The organism is Sulfitobacter pacificus, assembly GCF_030159975.1.
In the GTDB taxonomy this organism is placed as follows: domain Bacteria; phylum Pseudomonadota; class Alphaproteobacteria; order Rhodobacterales; family Rhodobacteraceae; genus Sulfitobacter; species Sulfitobacter pacificus.
The window spans coordinates 1,374,107-1,390,632 of record NZ_BSNL01000001.1; the positions used below are offsets into that span (position 1 = coordinate 1,374,107).

The 16,526-nt window shown below is 56.1% G+C and carries 18 protein-coding genes and 1 tRNA gene; 16 read left to right on the forward strand and 3 right to left on the reverse strand.

The window, feature by feature from the left end; translation table 11 throughout:
- Positions 1-8 precede the first annotated feature (8 nt).
- Both QQL78_RS06960 and QQL78_RS06965 read left to right on the forward strand, forming a co-directional pair.
- Complete coding sequence (locus QQL78_RS06960) at positions 9-902, forward strand: HAD-IIA family hydrolase (RefSeq protein WP_284371915.1); 894 nt, start codon at positions 9-11, stop codon at positions 900-902.
- 54 nt (positions 903-956) lie between these two features.
- Positions 957-2,612: a Na/Pi cotransporter family protein gene (locus tag QQL78_RS06965; RefSeq protein WP_284371917.1), complete on the forward strand. Its 1,656-nt coding sequence runs from the start codon at positions 957-959 to the stop codon at positions 2,610-2,612.
- A 54-nt stretch (positions 2,613-2,666) separates the two neighbouring features.
- Here QQL78_RS06965 and QQL78_RS06970 read toward each other — a convergent pair whose 3' ends face one another.
- Positions 2,667-3,026, reverse strand: a complete 360-nt coding sequence (locus tag QQL78_RS06970) for a potassium channel family protein (RefSeq protein WP_284371919.1) — start codon at positions 3,024-3,026, stop codon at positions 2,667-2,669.
- A 143-nt stretch (positions 3,027-3,169) separates the two neighbouring features.
- On the opposite strand from QQL78_RS06970, the gene QQL78_RS06975 reads away from it, so the two are divergent.
- From QQL78_RS06975 to cls, 3 genes are all read left to right on the forward strand, one after another.
- Entirely contained in the window at positions 3,170-4,723 is a 1,554-nt protein-coding gene (locus QQL78_RS06975) for a phospholipase D family protein (RefSeq protein ID WP_284371921.1), read from the forward strand.
- A complete protein-coding gene (locus tag QQL78_RS06980) occupies positions 4,711-5,442 on the forward strand; it encodes an endonuclease/exonuclease/phosphatase family protein (protein WP_284371923.1) in 732 nt (243 codons plus the stop codon). Before QQL78_RS06975 ends, QQL78_RS06980 begins: the two co-directional genes overlap by 13 nt.
- Positions 5,443-5,551: 109 nt before the next feature.
- Positions 5,552-6,964 (forward strand): cardiolipin synthase, encoded by a 1,413-nt coding sequence (gene cls / locus QQL78_RS06985; RefSeq protein ID WP_284371925.1) that lies wholly within the window; start codon positions 5,552-5,554, stop codon positions 6,962-6,964.
- 6 nt (positions 6,965-6,970) lie between these two features.
- Here cls and QQL78_RS06990 read toward each other — a convergent pair whose 3' ends face one another.
- Positions 6,971-7,915, reverse strand: a complete 945-nt coding sequence (locus QQL78_RS06990; RefSeq protein WP_284371927.1) for a LysR family transcriptional regulator — start codon at positions 7,913-7,915, stop codon at positions 6,971-6,973.
- A 92-nt stretch (positions 7,916-8,007) separates the two neighbouring features.
- Between QQL78_RS06990 and QQL78_RS06995 the strand changes: the two genes are divergently transcribed.
- Together QQL78_RS06995 and QQL78_RS07000 are read left to right on the forward strand one after the other, a co-directional pair.
- The gene (locus QQL78_RS06995; protein WP_284371928.1) at positions 8,008-8,499 is read left to right on the forward strand and encodes a DUF1269 domain-containing protein; all 492 of its coding nucleotides are present in this window, start codon (positions 8,008-8,010) and stop codon (positions 8,497-8,499) included.
- Between the two features lie 75 nt (positions 8,500-8,574).
- The gene (locus tag QQL78_RS07000; RefSeq protein WP_284371930.1) at positions 8,575-9,108 is read left to right on the forward strand and encodes an HdeD family acid-resistance protein; all 534 of its coding nucleotides are present in this window, start codon (positions 8,575-8,577) and stop codon (positions 9,106-9,108) included.
- 115 nt (positions 9,109-9,223) lie between these two features.
- Here QQL78_RS07000 and QQL78_RS07005 read toward each other — a convergent pair.
- Positions 9,224-9,313 (reverse strand) — tRNA-Ser (locus tag QQL78_RS07005).
- A 228-nt stretch (positions 9,314-9,541) separates the two neighbouring features.
- On the opposite strand from QQL78_RS07005, the gene QQL78_RS07010 reads away from it, so the two are divergent.
- The 9 genes from QQL78_RS07010 to proB all read left to right on the forward strand — a co-directional run bounded on the left by QQL78_RS07010 (position 9,542) and on the right by proB (position 16,506).
- Complete coding sequence (locus QQL78_RS07010; protein ID WP_284371932.1) at positions 9,542-10,387, forward strand: DUF2059 domain-containing protein; 846 nt, start codon at positions 9,542-9,544, stop codon at positions 10,385-10,387.
- Entirely contained in the window at positions 10,387-11,220 is an 834-nt protein-coding gene (locus QQL78_RS07015) for a DUF2059 domain-containing protein (RefSeq protein WP_284371934.1), read from the forward strand. Before QQL78_RS07010 ends, QQL78_RS07015 begins: the two co-directional genes overlap by 1 nt.
- Before the next feature lie 311 nt (positions 11,221-11,531).
- On the forward strand, positions 11,532-12,266 hold the full coding sequence (locus QQL78_RS07020; protein ID WP_284371936.1) for a 50S ribosomal protein L21: 735 nt from the start codon (positions 11,532-11,534) through the stop codon (positions 12,264-12,266).
- 11 nt (positions 12,267-12,277) lie between these two features.
- The gene (gene rpmA / locus QQL78_RS07025; RefSeq protein WP_025044752.1) at positions 12,278-12,547 is read left to right on the forward strand and encodes a 50S ribosomal protein L27; all 270 of its coding nucleotides are present in this window, start codon (positions 12,278-12,280) and stop codon (positions 12,545-12,547) included.
- Between the two features lie 111 nt (positions 12,548-12,658).
- Complete coding sequence (locus tag QQL78_RS07030; RefSeq protein ID WP_284371939.1) at positions 12,659-13,216, forward strand: GNAT family N-acetyltransferase; 558 nt, start codon at positions 12,659-12,661, stop codon at positions 13,214-13,216.
- The gene (locus tag QQL78_RS07035) at positions 13,213-13,815 is read left to right on the forward strand and encodes a LysE family translocator (RefSeq protein WP_284371941.1); all 603 of its coding nucleotides are present in this window, start codon (positions 13,213-13,215) and stop codon (positions 13,813-13,815) included. The genes QQL78_RS07030 and QQL78_RS07035 overlap by 4 nt, the downstream gene beginning before the upstream one ends.
- Before the next feature lie 2 nt (positions 13,816-13,817).
- Positions 13,818-14,354 carry a GNAT family N-acetyltransferase gene (locus QQL78_RS07040; RefSeq protein WP_284371943.1) on the forward strand — a complete coding sequence of 179 codons (537 nt, stop codon included), beginning with the start codon at positions 13,818-13,820 and terminating at the stop codon, positions 14,352-14,354.
- Positions 14,355-14,377: 23 nt separating this feature from the next.
- Complete coding sequence (gene obgE / locus QQL78_RS07045) at positions 14,378-15,412, forward strand: GTPase ObgE (protein WP_284371945.1); 1,035 nt, start codon at positions 14,378-14,380, stop codon at positions 15,410-15,412.
- A complete protein-coding gene (proB, locus tag QQL78_RS07050) occupies positions 15,400-16,506 on the forward strand; it encodes a glutamate 5-kinase (RefSeq protein ID WP_284371947.1) in 1,107 nt (368 codons plus the stop codon). Before obgE ends, proB begins: the two co-directional genes overlap by 13 nt.
- Positions 16,507-16,526 lie beyond the last annotated feature (20 nt).

Consider the following 16,526-nt stretch of genomic DNA (forward strand, 5'->3'; position numbering starts at 1 on the left):
CCGGACAGTTGAACACTAACGACGCATTTGCCGCCTATGAAAACGTGCGTCATCGCCTGCCTAAGGTGCAGCGGACAGCGGCCTGTCACCATTTGCCCGATCTTGATGCTCTGGCGGATGACATCGACACGTTTCTGCTGGACGCATTTGGCGTTCTGAACATTGGTGAAACCGCAATAGCCGGTGTGCCCGAAAGGGTTGCAGGGCTGCAAAGGGCAGGCAAGCGGGTCATGGTTGTGTCCAATGCCGCCGGCTATCCCCATGCGGATCTGATGGCAAAATATACGCGCCTTGGCTATGATTTTGCGCCTGAGGACGTGATCACCAGCCGCAAGACCATTCTGCATGGCCTTGGTCGGGAACCCGCCCGACAATGGGGGTTGATGGCGAACGAAAGCCTTGGCCGGGGGGATCTGCAGCATCTCGACATCACCTATCTGGCTGACAATCCACAGGTCTATGATGCGGCAGAAGCGTTTTTATTGCTGGGCAGTGCGGTCTGGACCGAAGAACGCCAACAGCTGTTGGAAGGCACACTGCGGCGCAATCCACGGCCCGTCTATGTCGGCAACCCCGATATCGTCGCGCCGCGCGAAACCAGCTTTTCGACCGAACCGGGCCATTTTGCGCATCGTCTTGCGGATGCTACCGGCGTTGCGGTCACCTTCTTTGGTAAACCCTTCGGCAATATTTTTGATCTGGCTTTTGCGCAGCTTGGTCCTTTCGATCCCGCCCGCACGGTGATGGTGGGTGACAGTTTGCATACGGATATTCTGGGCGGGCAGGCGGCGGGGATCAAAACCGCGCTGATCGCCGGCTACGGGTTTTTCGGTGGGAAGGACGTGCATGGGCCAATTGCCAGTTCCGGCGTCCAACCGGATTTCATTTTGCAGCGCCCTTGAAAACCCGCCGCGCAGCTCTCTAGTATCATTGGATAAACACAAGGTATCCCCAGTTTGAACGAACCACATCTGATCGGATTTTTACTGAACATCGCGGGTGCTGCGGCCTTGCTGATCTGGGCTGTGCGTCTGGTGCGGACCGGTGTCGAGCGTGGTTTTGCTAACCAGCTGCGGACCTGGCTGCGCCATTCTGCCAGCAATCGGTTGCTGGCCGCAGGTTCGGGCCTCGGAGCGGCGGTGTTTTTGCAAAGCTCCACCGCCGTTGCGGTTCTGGCATCGAACTTCGTCGCGAAAGGTGGGCTGAGCGCGGCGACGGCCCTTGCCATTCTGCTGGGTGCGGATGTCGGATCGGCCCTGGTGTCGCAACTGCTGTTGGTGCGGCAATCGTTTTTCATCCCGTTGCTGCTGTTGCTTGGCGTCTCATTGTTCCTGCGGTCGAGCAATGACAGTCTGCGTCAGGTCGGGCGGATTTTGATCGGGCTGGCCCTGATCTTTGTATCGCTGGACATGATCCGTGCGGCGACCGGTCCGATGGTTGAAAACCCCGGTACCCTGATGGTGATGGAATATCTGGGCCGCGACCTGTTGACCGCCTTTGTGATCGGCGCGGCTTTTGCATGGATCGTGCATTCCAGCGTTGCCGCTGTGTTGTTATTTGTCACATTGGTCGGGCAGGGGATCCTGCCGACCACCGCCGCTGCGGCGATGATCCTTGGGGCCAATCTGGGCGGTGCCTGTATTGCCTATGTGCTGACCCTCTCTGCCCCCGCTGCAGCACGTCATATGGTTGTGGGCAACCTTGTTCTGCGCGGTGGCGGTGCCTTGATTGCCTCTGTTCTGATTGCTGTGCAGCCTGCGCTTTTGTCCTATCTGGGCGCTGATCCTGCACGGCAGGCGATCAATCTGCACCTTGCGTTTAACATCGTCATCGCCGTTCTGGCTTTGCCGTTTGTTGGCAGCATCACCCGAATGATTGCCGCGGTGATGACGGATAAATCACCTGTTGGGCTGAACCTTGAGGCCGCCAGCGCTCTTGATCCTGCCGCCCTGTCGCGCCCCAGCCGGGGTCTTGATTGCGCGGCACGCGAATTGCTGGATATGGGGCAACGCATCGAAAAGATGCTGATTGCGGTAGAGCCGTTATATGACAATTGGAACAGCCTTGAGGCACAAGCGATTGAGGAGCAGGACCGGATCATCAAGAAGATGCACCTTGAGGTGAAACTTTATCTTGCAAAAATTGCCCAGCAGGGGCTGAACGAGGAATTAAGCCGCCGCTCGATGGATCTTGCGTCGATTTCGACCAGCCTTGATGCCGCTTCTGATGCGATCAGCCGGGTTATGCTGGAACTGACCCAACGCATGCATGCGCAGGGTGTCAGCTTTTCGCCCAAGGGCCGCGAAGAGATTGGTGATTTTGCCGATCGTGTGTTGGGCAATGTGCAACTGGCGCTTAACGTGATGATGAACCAGAACCCGGCCGAGGCCCGGGAACTGGTTGCGGCGAAGGAAAAGGTGCGGCGCGTGGAGCAAAAACTGCAACGCCATCATCTGGAACGGCTGCGTGAGGGTCTGGTAGAAAGCATCGAAACCAGCAATATCCATCAGGAAACACTGCGGGCGCTGAAACAGATCAACACCTCCTTTTCGATGGTTGGCTATCCAATTCTGGCAAAGTCCGGCGATCTTTTGAAAAGCCGTCTGACCTGACACGGCAGACGTCGCTCAATTCTCTGATTGTCCGCCGCCTATGTAAAATCCACTCTAATCTCCCGAGATATCGACATCTCTCGGTTCTTTACCGGTTGGAAGGCGGATCAGCGCAGTGGTGATTTGAGTCACCAATGCCACGAATACCCCCACGCTGGTGATCGCATAAAAGACTGTGAACACCTTCGATGCAGGCGTTGTCGGCACGAGGTCACCAAAGCCGATGGTCGCTGCCGTCATGACACAGAAGTAGATCGCGTCGATCCAGCCCCAGCCCTCCACCGAACGGTAAAACAGCGTACCAGACAGCAGAATGAGAAACGCAAGCATCAACGTCGCACGAAAATACGGGTTGTCCCATGAACGTGCGATGCCCTGAATCAGCCGGGCGAAGGTTATTCCGAAAGGCAACACTACGTTTCTCCGATATTCTTGCTATAATATAGGAACATAACCGGGCCTGCGCTGCGGATGCAAATGGGCAGGAAGCAAAACCGCGTTCCTCGCAAAACATATGATACATGTGGATAGGCTTGGGGCAGCATGGGCAGATGAATATGAGAAAAGCACTTCGTAGAATTGTTATTGCCGGGATTGGCATCGCTGCTGTTCTTTTCTGCCTGCGGCTGTTGTACCCGCTGCCGGATATTTCTAACCGGGTGGCATCCTTCGGCACACCAGCCGATGATACCACGACCTTGGGTCAGTTCATGATTTCAGAGCAACGCCAGCATCAGGCGGGATCTACCGGGGTACGCTCGCTTGCGCGCAATGATGATGCATTGATCAGCAGGTTGAGCTTGATCGAAGACGCCGAAGCCTCTCTCGATGTCCAATATTATATCTGGCATGATGATGTCTCTGGCATGATCCTGCTGGACGCGCTGGACCGGGCAGCACAACGGGGGGTGCATGTACGGCTCTTGCTTGATGACAATGGCATCCCCGGCATGGATGGGATGCTTGCGACATTGGACAGCCAGGACAACTTTGACGTCCGTATCTACAACCCTTCCACCATCAGGAACCCCAAACTTCTGGGCTACAGTTTCGATTTTTTCCGTATCAACCGGCGCATGCACAATAAGGCGCTGATTGCGGATGGCGCAGCGGCGATCATTGGTGGCCGCAATATCGGTGATGAATATTTCAAGGTCGATGTCGAGGATTTCTATTTTGATCTGGACGTTCTGGCAGTCGGTGCCGCCGTGGAAGAAACCCGACAGATCTTTGATGATTATTGGAACAGCCAATCGGTTTTTGAGGCCGAGCTGATCTTTACGGCCCCCATAGATCGACAGGGGTTTAACCAACGTGTTGCGCAGACGCTGGGGCGTGCAGATGCACAGGAAATTGTCACCCTTGCCCGCGAAACCGGTTCCGTCACCCAGGGTGGGTTCGGGGATTTTGAATGGACACGGGTGCAGGTGGTGGCGGACAGCCCTTTGAAAGGGCAGGGCATTGCCGTGGCGGAAGATCTTATGATTCACCAGCTCTCTTCGATTTTGGGGGATGTGGAACGGCGGCTGTTTCTGGCCTCTGCCTATTTTGTACCGGGGCAGGCGGGCACCTCTTATTTCAACGCACTGGCCGCACGCGGTATTGATGTGCAGATCCTTACCAATGCTCTCGATACCACAGATGTGTTTCTGGTGCATGCAGGCTACAGCCGCTATCGGCGTGAATTGCTGGAAGGCGGGATTGATCTTTTTGAACTGAAGCTGCGGGGAACCCCATCCCAAAGCGACGGGTTTCAGGTTTTGCCATTTGGCCTGTCAGGCGCATCCCTGCATGCCAAGACCTTTGCGATTGATGACAACAGGGTGTTCATCGGATCCTTTAACTTTGATCCAAGATCGGCTTTGTTGAATACAGAAATGGGTTTTCTCATCGAAAGCACTGACATGGCCGCACGAATGAACGGATATTTTGAGGACACCATCACAACCGCCAGCTATCAGCCACAGATTACGCCAAACGGCAATATGGTCTGGCTTGATAAACAGGGGGATGGAAAGATAATTTCTTATCAGCAGGAACCGGGAGCCTCGTGGTTTCAGCAGATCTCATTCGCTGTAATGGGACTGCTACCGATTGAATGGCTTTTATGACGATCTGCCCTGCGAATACGCCTCCGGCAACTTCTTCCTTGCGGGTGGCAAGCTATAATATCCGCAAGGCGGTGGGGCTGGACTGGCGTCGGGACAGTACGCGCATCCTGCGTGTCCTTGCGGAAATGAACGCTGATATCGTGGTGCTTCAGGAGGCGGACAAACGCCTTGGCCCCCGTCCCGGAGTATTGCCAACCGGGGTGCTTTTGGACGAACTTGGATATGAATTTGCTGACTTCGACCCCGAAGCGCCCAGTCACGGCTGGCACGGCAACGCGATCCTGTTCCGCAAATCGCGCTTTAATCTGGTGCAGAACCGAAAGGTCAGCCTACCCACCCTAGAGCCACGTGGCGCGGTCTCCGCCATCTTTGAAACACCGAAATTCGAAGTGATTGGTGTGCATCTTGGCCTAACCCCTAACACCCGCAAAAAACAGCTGCGTCGGCTTGCAGAGCATGTTGGCGAAACCGATTACCCGGTGCTGATCGCCGGGGATTTCAATTCGGCAATCGCAAATGCCCAGATCGAAACCCTATTCGGCAACCGGGTGCAGGCAGTAAAGCCCGGCCCATCGTTCCATGCCTCCCGGCCTTTTGCCGCATTGGATCGATTTGTTCTTGCCAACTTCACCGGAAAAATGGCCAGCTTTGTTCACAGATCGGATTTGACACGTTTTGCCTCTGACCATCTGCCCGTTGTGATAGATGTTGATTTTTAACAGCCGTTAGAGGCCGGCACATCCAGACCCTGTTAGGGGGCGGCGCAGGTGCTGCGCCTTTGCCTCTGATCTCGAAGTAGAAATACGACACAAGGAAAGCGGTGACCCTATGACCTATACAATTATTGCGTTTGCGGCGATTGCACTTCAGGTTCTGGCCATCGTTTTCATCCTCCGCTCGATCCAGACCGCAAGGACCCCGCAAGGGGCGGTTGCATGGGCGACCTTCCTGTTCTTCCTGCCGTTCATTGCTGTGCCGGTCTATTTGTTTCTGGGGAATTGGCGCTATCAGGGATATGTCGTCGCACGGCGCAAGGCACAGGCGGTGATTGCAGGTGTTGCACGTCAAAAAGCAACCTTTGGTGCCCATAATCTCGCACCGGAAGACCTTCAATCCGGTTTTGAAGGTATCGCCAACCTGCCCATCGTGCGGGGAAACAAGATGTCGCTGCTTATCGATTGGCAAGACGCTTTTGAGGCGATGTTCAATGCAATAGACGAGGCGGCTGACTATGTTCTGGTGCAGTTTTATATCATCAATGATGATGACCTTGGTCGCGATCTGCAAAAGACGATGATCCGGGCCGCCAAACGCGGCGTAACCGTGCGATTGCTGTATGATGCGGTGGGCAGCAAGGGGCTGACCGGTGATTATTTATCCGGGCTTAAGGACGCGGGCATCGAGGTTCTTGATATCAACCGCTTGTTTGGACCGAAATCGCGGTTCCAGATCAACTTTCGCAATCACCGCAAAACGGTTGTTGTGGATGGACATATCGGATTCACCGGCGGCTATAACGTTGGTGATGAATATGCCGGTCGTGATCCGCAATTCGGCAAATGGCGGGACACCCATTGCGCTTTGCGCGGCCCCATGGTCAGCCAGCTTCAGCTGATTTTCGCAGAAGACTGGTATGGCGCGTCAGAGGAAGACATCACCGAAAGCCTGACCTGGATGACGCAAGCTGATGAGGCCGATATGAACGGGGTCATCATTGCAACCGGGCCAGCTGATGAACTCGATACCGGTGCCTTGTATTTCTGTGCCATGATCCATGCCGCCAAAGAACGCATTTGGATCGCAACGCCTTACCTTGCCACAGAAAACGACATTCTGGCCGCATTGAAACTGGCTGTTTTACGGGGGGTGGAGGTGCGGCTGATGCTGCCCAAGAAGGGTGACCATCTGATAACGTGGTTGGCTGCCTTTGCCTACTTCGATGAACTACGCGAAGCGGGTGTCGAGATCTGGCTGTTTGATGATGGTTTCCTGCACCAAAAGGTTATTCTGGTAGATGAACGGATCAGCTCTATCGGCACCATCAACCTTGATAATCGCTCCTGCCGGCTGAATTTTGAGGCAACCGCAGTCATCTTTGACAAAGAGGCGGCACAGGCAACTGCGAAAATGCTGGAAGCGGATTTTGAGGTCTCTGCATTACTTGAGAAATCACTGCCAGAGCAACCGTACCATGTCCGCTTCGGCGCGCCCATCGCCCGCCTGTTTGCGCCATTGCTTTAGGACCCCTCAGAGCCGCGTCCCTGCCTTGCGATGCTCCTGGGTGTCGAAACTCTCCAGAAGCAGCTTGCATGCTGCAACAAGACGGGGTGTCCGGCGCGAGGCCCTGGTGCGCAACAGGTAATAGTCGATAAAGAGCGGGCCGTTTGCGCCGGGGATCGATACCAGTGATCCGTCGGCGAGGTGATCGGCAATCAGATAGCGTGGCAGGATCGACCAGCCCAGCCCCGCGGACACCAGCCGCCGCAGGGCGCGCAGGTCAGGTGCGGTGACCTTTTCCTCGGATCGCCCAACATCAATCCCGTGATGCTGCATCCAGAACCGCATCAGATCGCGCTGCGCCGAGTAGCTGACAAAGGGTTGTTCTTCCAATGCTGCACCAAGGGTATCCGCAGCCTGAATAAAACCGGCCATTTCGGGCGGCACCGCCAACAGGATTTCCTCTCGCCCGGCCAGACAGGCCTCCAGCCGCGCATCATCCGGTTTGATAACGGCGAACCCGAAATCCGCAGTGCCCTCCAGCAAACGGGTGGCAATCTCATCGCCAATGGCAGGATGCATGTCGACGCTCAGGTTTTCTCGGGTCAGAACCCCAAGATGCGGTGACACAAGGTCAGACAGGATGTCGGAAGGGCCGGTCAGGTGGATGGTGCCCGCCATCCGGGCCGCAGTGGCGCGGGTTTGCGACAACGCCTCTTCGATACTGTCCAGCGGATCGCCCGTTTGGCGTGCCAAATCATCTGCGATGGCCGTGGGGGCCACCCCGCGCGCATGTCGTGTAAATAACTTACGCCCAAGATGGTTTTCCAGGCTGGCAATATGTTGTGACACAGCAGGCTGCGTCAGCCCCAATTGCAACGCTGCGGCTGACAGGGATCCCTGCCGATAAACCTCAACGAATGTTCGGATCTGAACCAACAACATGGTTAAGGTATAACAAATTCTATACCCCATAAACAATCCTCTAAGTATTCCCGCGATCTTATGCCCGCTAAGACATGTCCATCAACAACGGCAACACGCCAACACACACAAAGGAACACATCATGTCAAAGCTGATCGCAGTAATCTTTCAGGACCACACCACAGCCTTCGAAATGCGTACAGATCTTGTGCGAATGGAACAGGATCACCTTCTGGGTATTGACGACGCCGTCGTTGTCACCCGCAATGCAGAAGGCAAACCAAAACTGCATCAGGCGATGAACCTGACGGCCATCGGGGCCTTGAATGGTGGCTGGTGGGGTACGCTGATTGGTCTGCTGTTCCTGAACCCCTTGTTGGGTGCGGTTATCGGGGCTGGCACCGGTGCAATGAGCGGAGCCCTGACCGATATCGGCGTCGACGATCAGTTCATGAAAAATGTTGGTGGTGACCTGAAAGAAAATCACGCTGCCGTTTTTGTCCTTGTTCGTGATATAACTCAAGACAGGGTGATGGAAGGTCTGGAGAAATACGCGGGGAAGGGAACTGTCCACACGACATCGCTCTCGCGCGCAGATGAAGAGAAACTGCGCGCCATGCTTGAAGCGGCCTAAACGGGCTGTCTCTGACCGGTGCGCCGGTCAGAGAAACGCACGGACGAAACTGAAACTCTATAAAGGGACATACTCATGACCAAACCAACTTATTGGTACATTCTCGGTGGCCTCTCACTTGTTGCAGGCTTCTTTGCTCTTCTTAACCCGGTTGCGGCCACGCTTGCTGCAGAAACACTGGCCGGCGCATCTTTCCTCGCCATCGGCATTTTACAGCTGATCTTCTCCTTTCGCGAGGAAGGCTGGAAGGCCCGCACCTGGGCCATCGTGATCGCAATTGCCTTTATCGCTCTTGGTGTGTCGCTGCTTGCCAATCCGCTGGCCGGTATTGTGTCCCTGACCATTCTGACCGCGACCATGTTGTTTGTGGCGGGGCTGGGGAAGCTTTTTATGGCCCGGACCTTCGATAACCGTCAGGCCTTTTGGGCGGTGCTGATCAGTGGGCTGTTGTCACTTGCCCTTGGCTTGATGATCATGCTGGGAATGCCGGGTACATTGGCCATCACTCTGGGTCTGTTCTTTGCCGTTGAATTGATTTCTTCCGGCGCGATGATGATTGCGCTGGGGCGGTATCTTGCCTCGCCAGAGGGCCAGTCAGAAGTAGTCTGACTGATCCGACCAATACCACGCTAAATCGCCCCCTTTACCAAAGGTATAGGGGGTGAAACTTCGCCCGCGCGGGGCTGGTCAAACAGCGACAAGGGGCAATATTCGGCAGGTAGACTGGCGGAGAGACAGGGATTCGAACCCTGGGTAGGCTTGCACCCACAACGGTTTTCGAGACCGCCCCGTTCGACCACTCCGGCACCTCTCCACGGTTGATTTCATTAAACTTCCCGAATTGCGGACGCAAGGGCCGCCTGACGTTTTACCGTCGTTTTACAATTTCACCTTCCGGCGTGGTTCTGTTCCTCCTTCGCAGGGCTGATTGCAGGGCAGTCACTTTGCACAGCGCAAGCGCAGATGATGCGAATTTGATTGCGTGATGGCTTGGATCAGGACCGATTGCGGTCTAGGTTATTGGCAAATGAAAGGATCATTCATGACCCCAATTTTGCGCATGCCACTGTTGGCTTTTTCGCTTTTGTGCCTGCTCGCGCTTTCCTTGCAGAGCCAAACGGCCCGCGCCGCAGACCCGGACCGACTGGAGGCGTTTCTGGAAGTGACCGGCTTTGATGTCGCATTGGAAAGCATCCGGCTTTCAGCAGATTCCGCGCCGCAGATGCTGGGGTTAAGCGCCAATGACTTTGGCAGTGAATGGTCCCGGCTGGTGGGCGAGGTTTTTGACACCGATCTGATGCACGATATGGCACTCGACATCCTGTCAAAGACACTAAGCGATGATTTGCTGAACCATGCTGCGGGGTTTTATGCCTCCGACCTTGGGCAACGGTTGGTGGTGGCTGAAAACGCCTCGCATATGGTGGAGGAAGACGGGCTGAAATCGGAAAGCGGCACTTCAATCATTGACGGGTTGGTGCGCATTGGATCGCCTCGGGTGGCCCTGCTGACAGAACTGAACGAGGCAAGTGATGTTGAGGACAGCTCTATCCGCGCCATTCAGGAGGTACAAATCAGGTTCCTAATGGCCGCCGCGGGGGCTGGGGTGATTGAATTGCGGATGGATGAACCGGATCTGCGCGAGGCGCTGCGCAGTCAGGAAGGCGAGATGCGTCGCTCGATCAAGGCCAATGCGCTGGCCAATGCCGCCTATACCTATCAGGCGTTTTCAGATGATGAGGTTGCGGAGTATGCGCAGGCGCTGTCCGAACCGAAGATGCAAAAGGTCTATGCCCTGATGAACGCGGTGCAATATGAAATTCAGGCCAACCGGTTTGAGGAAGTCGCAGCGCGGCTCTCTGCAATGCAACCCAGTCAGGATCTGTGATGCGTCGATTTGTTTTGGCTGGCCGTGCCTTTGCGCTCTGGCCTGCAATCTGGTTTTTCGGTGCGGCCATGGCCTGCGCCGATGCGCGGATGACGGCGCTTGTTGATGTGCTGAAACTATCTGAAGCGGCAGTGATCCTCAGCGAGGAAGGCAAGGCACAGGCGCAGGATTTGAACCGCGACATGCTGGACGGGCAGGGCGGTGCCGGCTGGGCGCAGCAGGTCACGCAGATCTATGCCCCGGCGCGGATGGTCGAACTTGTCCGCGCTGAGCTGGAAAAGGAACTTTCCGGCGAGGCACTGGAGCAGGTCATCCGCTTCTTCGCCAGCAGCCGCGGCACAGAGATCATCGAACTCGAAAATGCAGCCCGGCGGGCGATTCAGGATCCCGATGTTGAAAAGGCGGCCCGCGCGAAATTTACCGAAGTTGAGGAGAGCGGAGACGAGCGGTTGGCCTTGATCGCAGAATATATTGATCAAGGTGATATGATCACCCGCAATGTCACCAGCGCATTGAATTCGAACTATCAGTTTCTGCGCGGCCTGGCCGAAGGTGATGCGATCGAAATGACCGAAGAGGAAATGCTGAAAGATGCCGCGGGCGACCTGGAAGCCAGCACACGTGACACCACCGAATGGCTGTTCGGGTTTCTGCTGCTGGCCTATCACCCGCTTGGGGATGACGATCTGCGGGCCTACATTGCGTTTTCCGAAACCGCCGCCGGGCAGGCGTTGAACCGGGCCTTGTTCGAAGGGTTTGGCAAGGCATACGAGGATATCTCATATGCTTTGGGGCGGGCGGTGGCGTTGAACATGACAGCGCAGGAACTTTAGGCATCTGGGGAATGCTGTACTGGCACCACAGACCTTCGCGGCAGCGAAATCACCAGCCCTTTTGCGAACAACCCACCTAGGTTGTCCGCCTGTTTTGCATAATCCGCAGAAAACCCCGCAAGCTGATGGCAAACCTGCTTGACTTGCCGCGTCATTCCCCCGATAAGCCGCCAACCCGACAGGTTTTCCTGTGACGGGTCTATTTTTAATGACGCCCCAAGGGCGCGCTGTTCGAGGTGGATGCGGTGTCAAACCCGGTCCGAAACACCCGAAAGGGGGCCACAGAACGCGGATATATGAAGGAAGACACGATGTTCGCAGTCATCAAGACTGGCGGAAAGCAGTATAAAGTAGCCTCAGGCGACATGCTTCGGGTGGAACGTATTGCAGCAAACGCCGGTGAAACCGTTCAGTTTAACGAAGTGCTGATGTTGGGTGGCGACAAGCCACAGGTTGGCGCGCCGTTGATCGAAGACGCCGCTGTTCAGGCCGAAGTAGTCGATCAGATCAAAGGCGAAAAGGTGATTAACTTTGTTAAGCGCCGTCGTAAGCACTCATCCAAGCGCACCAAGGGCCACCGTCAAAAGCTGACGCTGATCAAAATCGGTGACATCCTGGCGACAGGTGCCGGCAAATCCAAAGTGATGGCCGCCGTTGGTACAGGTTCCGTTTCCGCCGCTGCGGTTGCCGCGATCACGGGCAAATCCGCTGACGAGGCTGCAAAGCCTGCGAAAGCCAAGAAAGCTGCCGCACCCAAGGCCGCCAAGAAAGCTGCGCCAAAAGCTGACGCAGAACCAAAGGCAGAGAAAAAAGCAGCGCCAAAGAAAGCTGCTGCCAAGAAATCTGATGGCGACGACCTGTCTGAAATCTCCGGCGTAGGTCCGGTCATTGTTGGCAAGCTGCACGCAGAAGGCATCACAACCTTCGCGCAGATCGCTGCATGGACAGATGCGGACGTTGAAGCTATTGAAGAGAAACTGTCGTTCAAAGGTCGTGTCGGTCGTGAAGACTGGATCGCACAGGCCAAAGAACTGGCTAAAGGTTAAGGAGAGACCAAATGGCACATAAAAAAGCAGGCGGCTCATCCCGTAACGGACGCGACTCAGCTGGTCGTCGTCTTGGCGTAAAGAAATATGGTGGCGAATCCGTCATCCCCGGCAACATCATCGTGCGTCAGCGCGGCACCAAGTTCTGGCCTGCCGACGGCGTTGGCATGGGCAAGGATCACACGATCTTTGCAACTGTTGACGGTGCCGTGACCTTTCACAAAGGTCTGAAAAACCGCACGTTTATTTCTGTACTCCCGATGGCGGAAGCCGCAGAATAAGCCGTACCCGTAAGGTTTGAAAAATTTGGGGGATCGGTGGAAACACCGGTCCCTTTTTATATTTTACATTGCTGTGTTTCCTGAACCCGCCAACCAGAAAGGAGTGGTGCGATGACACAAACTGACCTGCCAATTCTGGAAGACGGAGATCTGCGCCTGCGCAAAGCGCGGGCCAGTGACGTGCAAGGGCGTCTTGACTTGGGGACGTCGCCCGAGATTGCGCATATGTTCGGGGTTCACCCTGATGACTGCACGGTACTAACCCAACGCAGTGCTGAAGATTGGGTCACCTCGCGGATAAAGACACCAAACTGTTGGGTGGTGGATCATCAGGACCGCCTGATTGGTGATGCGTTCTTTCATACGGTCGACACCCGTGATCGGCGTGCATCCCTTGCCCTTGGCATCCTTGATCCCGCGCTCTTGGGGCAGGGGCTCGGAACGCGGATGTTGCATCTGCTTTTGAACCAGGGCTTTGGTACCATGAAGCTGCACCGCATAGCCTTGCGGGTGATCGAATACAATGCCCGTGCAATCGCGGCCTACAGAAAAGTCGGTTTCGTTGCAGAGGGCCGCGAACGGCAATCAGCACGCGTCGGCAACATATGGTATGATGATATCATCATGGGGTTGCTTGCCCCAGAGTATCGTAGGGCAGGCGCAGCATGAGCATCGCCCTTGCCCCTTTGATCATCTTTGCCGCCAGCCAAGTCGGCACGCCCGGTCCTGCAAATATGGCGTTGCTGGCCACGGGCGCACGGTTCGGGTTTCGCAAGGCCCTGCCTTTTGTCGCCGGGGTCGCCCTTGGCAAGCAGCTGATCATCTGGCCCATTGGATTTGGCCTGATGGAGCTGGCCGAAACGCAACCTTGGTTGTTTATCGCACTGAAATATATCTCAGCGGCCTATATTATTTGGCTGGCCTGGAAAGTGGCAAACCTGCGCCTGAACACAGCAACAAGCGACGTTGGCGCACCGGGTTTTGCGGCCGGGTTAATCGTACACCCGCTAAACCCCAAGGCATGGGCGATGATTGTTGGCAGCTTCACCGCATTTGTCGGACCAGAAACCGCGACCCTGACGGCAACCGCGACCATCGCAGCAGTATTGTTGGGTTGCCAGCTGATCTTGCACCCAATCTGGACATTGGCGGGGGACAGGATCGCCAAGACCGTTGCAGGAACAGCTGTGGAACCCTATCTGATGTGGACATTGGCCGGCCTCACCGTCGCCTCTGTTTTATTCGTATTGTTCGGAGGAGGAACATGACGATGAAAATACAGCCCATTGTAAACCAACCCGTAATCGAGACTGAACGGTTTGATCTGCGCCCTTTGCGGCGTTCGGATCTGGGGTTGATCGAATTGCATGCGGGGGACGTGAGGGTGGCGCGCAATACCGCAACAATCCCGCATCCCTTGCCCCCCGGCACCATCGAGGCCTTCATCAGCCGCGCCATGGGTGAACCACGTGATTTTGATTGCTGGGCAATGGACGGCACCAAGGATAACGGTGCCGAGGTGATGGGGCTGATCACCCTGTCACGGCTGGATCGCAATCAATCCGAAGTTGGCTTTTGGGTTGCGCCTGCGTTCTGGAACACCCATTTAGCATCCGACAGCGTTACCGCATTGGTTGGTGCCAATCCCCTGGGCAATGACGCCATGTTCGCCACCGTCTTTCAGGACAACCCCGCATCGGCCAAAGTGATGACCAACGCCGGTTTTGTCTATCTGGGAGATGCGGAAACCTATTGTCTGGCACGCGATGCTGCCGTACCCACCTGGACCTATAGCCGTAAGCTGTAACCCCGCCTGAAAGGCCCAAACCCATGAAGTTCCTCGACCTGTGCAAAGTCTATATCCGTTCCGGCGCGGGCGGCGGTGGCTGCATTTCGTTCCGGCGTGAAAAATACATTGAATACGGCGGTCCGGATGGCGGCGATGGCGGCACAGGTGGATCTGTCTGGGCAGAGGCGGTGGATGGGCTGAACACACTGATCGATTTTCGATATCAGCAGCATTTTTTCGCCAAGAATGGCCAGCCCGGCATGGGCAAACAGCGCACCGGCAAGGATGGCGATGACATCGTGCTGCGCGTGCCTGTCGGCACTGAAATCATGGATGAAGATCAGGAAACCGTGATTGTCGACATCACCGAAGTTGGCCAGCGTGTGCAATTGGCACGCGGCGGCAATGGTGGCTGGGGCAATCTGCATTTCAAATCCGCGACCAATCAGGCACCGCGCCGCTCGAACCCCGGTCAGGACGGGGTGGAACGCACCCTGTGGCTGCGGTTGAAATTGATTGCGGATGTGGGCCTGTTGGGTCTGCCGAATGCGGGCAAATCGACGTTTCTGGCGGCAACTTCCAATGCACGGCCCAAGATTGCGGATTATCCCTTCACCACCCTGCATCCGAATTTGGGTGTGGTTGGCGTGGATAACACAGAATTTGTGGTTGCCGACATTCCCGGACTGATCGAAGGGGCCTCCGAAGGGCGCGGTCTGGGCGATCTGTTTCTCGGCCATGTCGAGCGCTGTTCGGTGCTGTTGCATCTGGTTGATGGCACATCCGAAACGGTGGCCGAGGATTACCAGACCATCATCACAGAGCTTGAGCATTATGGCGGCGATCTGGCGATGAAACCCCGCGTGACCGTGCTGAACAAGGTGGATGCGTTGGACGAAGAACAGCTGGCCATCAAATTGAGAGAACTGGAAAAAGCATCTGGCGGCCCAGTGATGCAGATGTCGGGTGTGGCCAAGATCGGCACCACCGAAGTCCTGCGGACCCTGCGCGGTGAGATCGACGAAGACAAATTGCGCCACAAACCCGCGGTGGAGGCAGAGACGTGGCAACCCTAAGCACCGCCAAACGGCTGGTTGTCAAAATCGGCTCGGCTTTACTTGTGGACCGAAACACAGGCGATCTGCGCGCTGATTGGTTGCACGCTCTGGCCGAAGATGTGCAATGGCTTAAGGGGGTGGGCTGTGATGTGGTTCTGGTTTCTTCAGGGTCCATCGCCTTGGGGCGCGGTGTTTTGGGCCTGCCTGCCACATCGCTGGCGCTTGAACAATCACAGGCGGCGGCAGCTGTGGGTCAGATCCGGCTGGCCCGCGCCTATGAAGAAGCTCTGGCACCTCATGGGATCAAGACGGCGCAAGTCCTTGTAACACTGGAAGATTCTTCTGATCGCCGCCGCTATCTGAACAGCCGTGCAACATTGGAAACCCTGTTGGGTTTTGGCGTGGTACCAATTGTGAACGAAAACGACACGGTTGCGACGGATGAAATCCGCTTTGGCGACAACGATAGGTTGGCCGCGCAGATCGCCGTGACGGTCGGGGCGGATCAGTTGATTCTGCTTTCCGATGTGGATGGGTTTTACAGTGCCAATCCCAATGAGGACACCACTGCCAGACGTTACGATGTGATCGATGCCATCACGGCGGAGATCGAGGAGATGGCAGGGGATGCTGGTTCGGGCCTGAGCAAAGGCGGGATGAAAACGAAGTTGATGGCGGCCAAAACAGCAACCGCCGCGGGCTGTGACATGGCAATCACCGAAGGATCAGTGATGCGGCCCCTGCGTGCGCTACAGGATGGAGCCAATGCCACGTGGTTCACCGCCCAGACAGATCCGCAAGCCGCCCGCAAACGCTGGATTGCAGCGATGAAACCACGCGGATCGGTGACACTGGATGCGGGGGCTGTGGCTGCTTTGACCAAGGGTAAATCCCTTTTGCCAGCCGGGATCACCAAAGTGGCAGGTCCGTTTGAACGCGGCGACAGCGTTGCCTTGCAGGACCCGTCGGGCCGTGTGATCGGCAGCGGGTTAACCCGCTATGCCTCTGATGAGGCGGCGCAGATCAAGGGCCACCAAAGTGCAGAGATAGAAGCGCTTTTGGGGTATCCGGGTCGCGCCGCATTGATCCATCGGGACGACATGGCGTTGTGAACCAGATACTTCATGTAAAA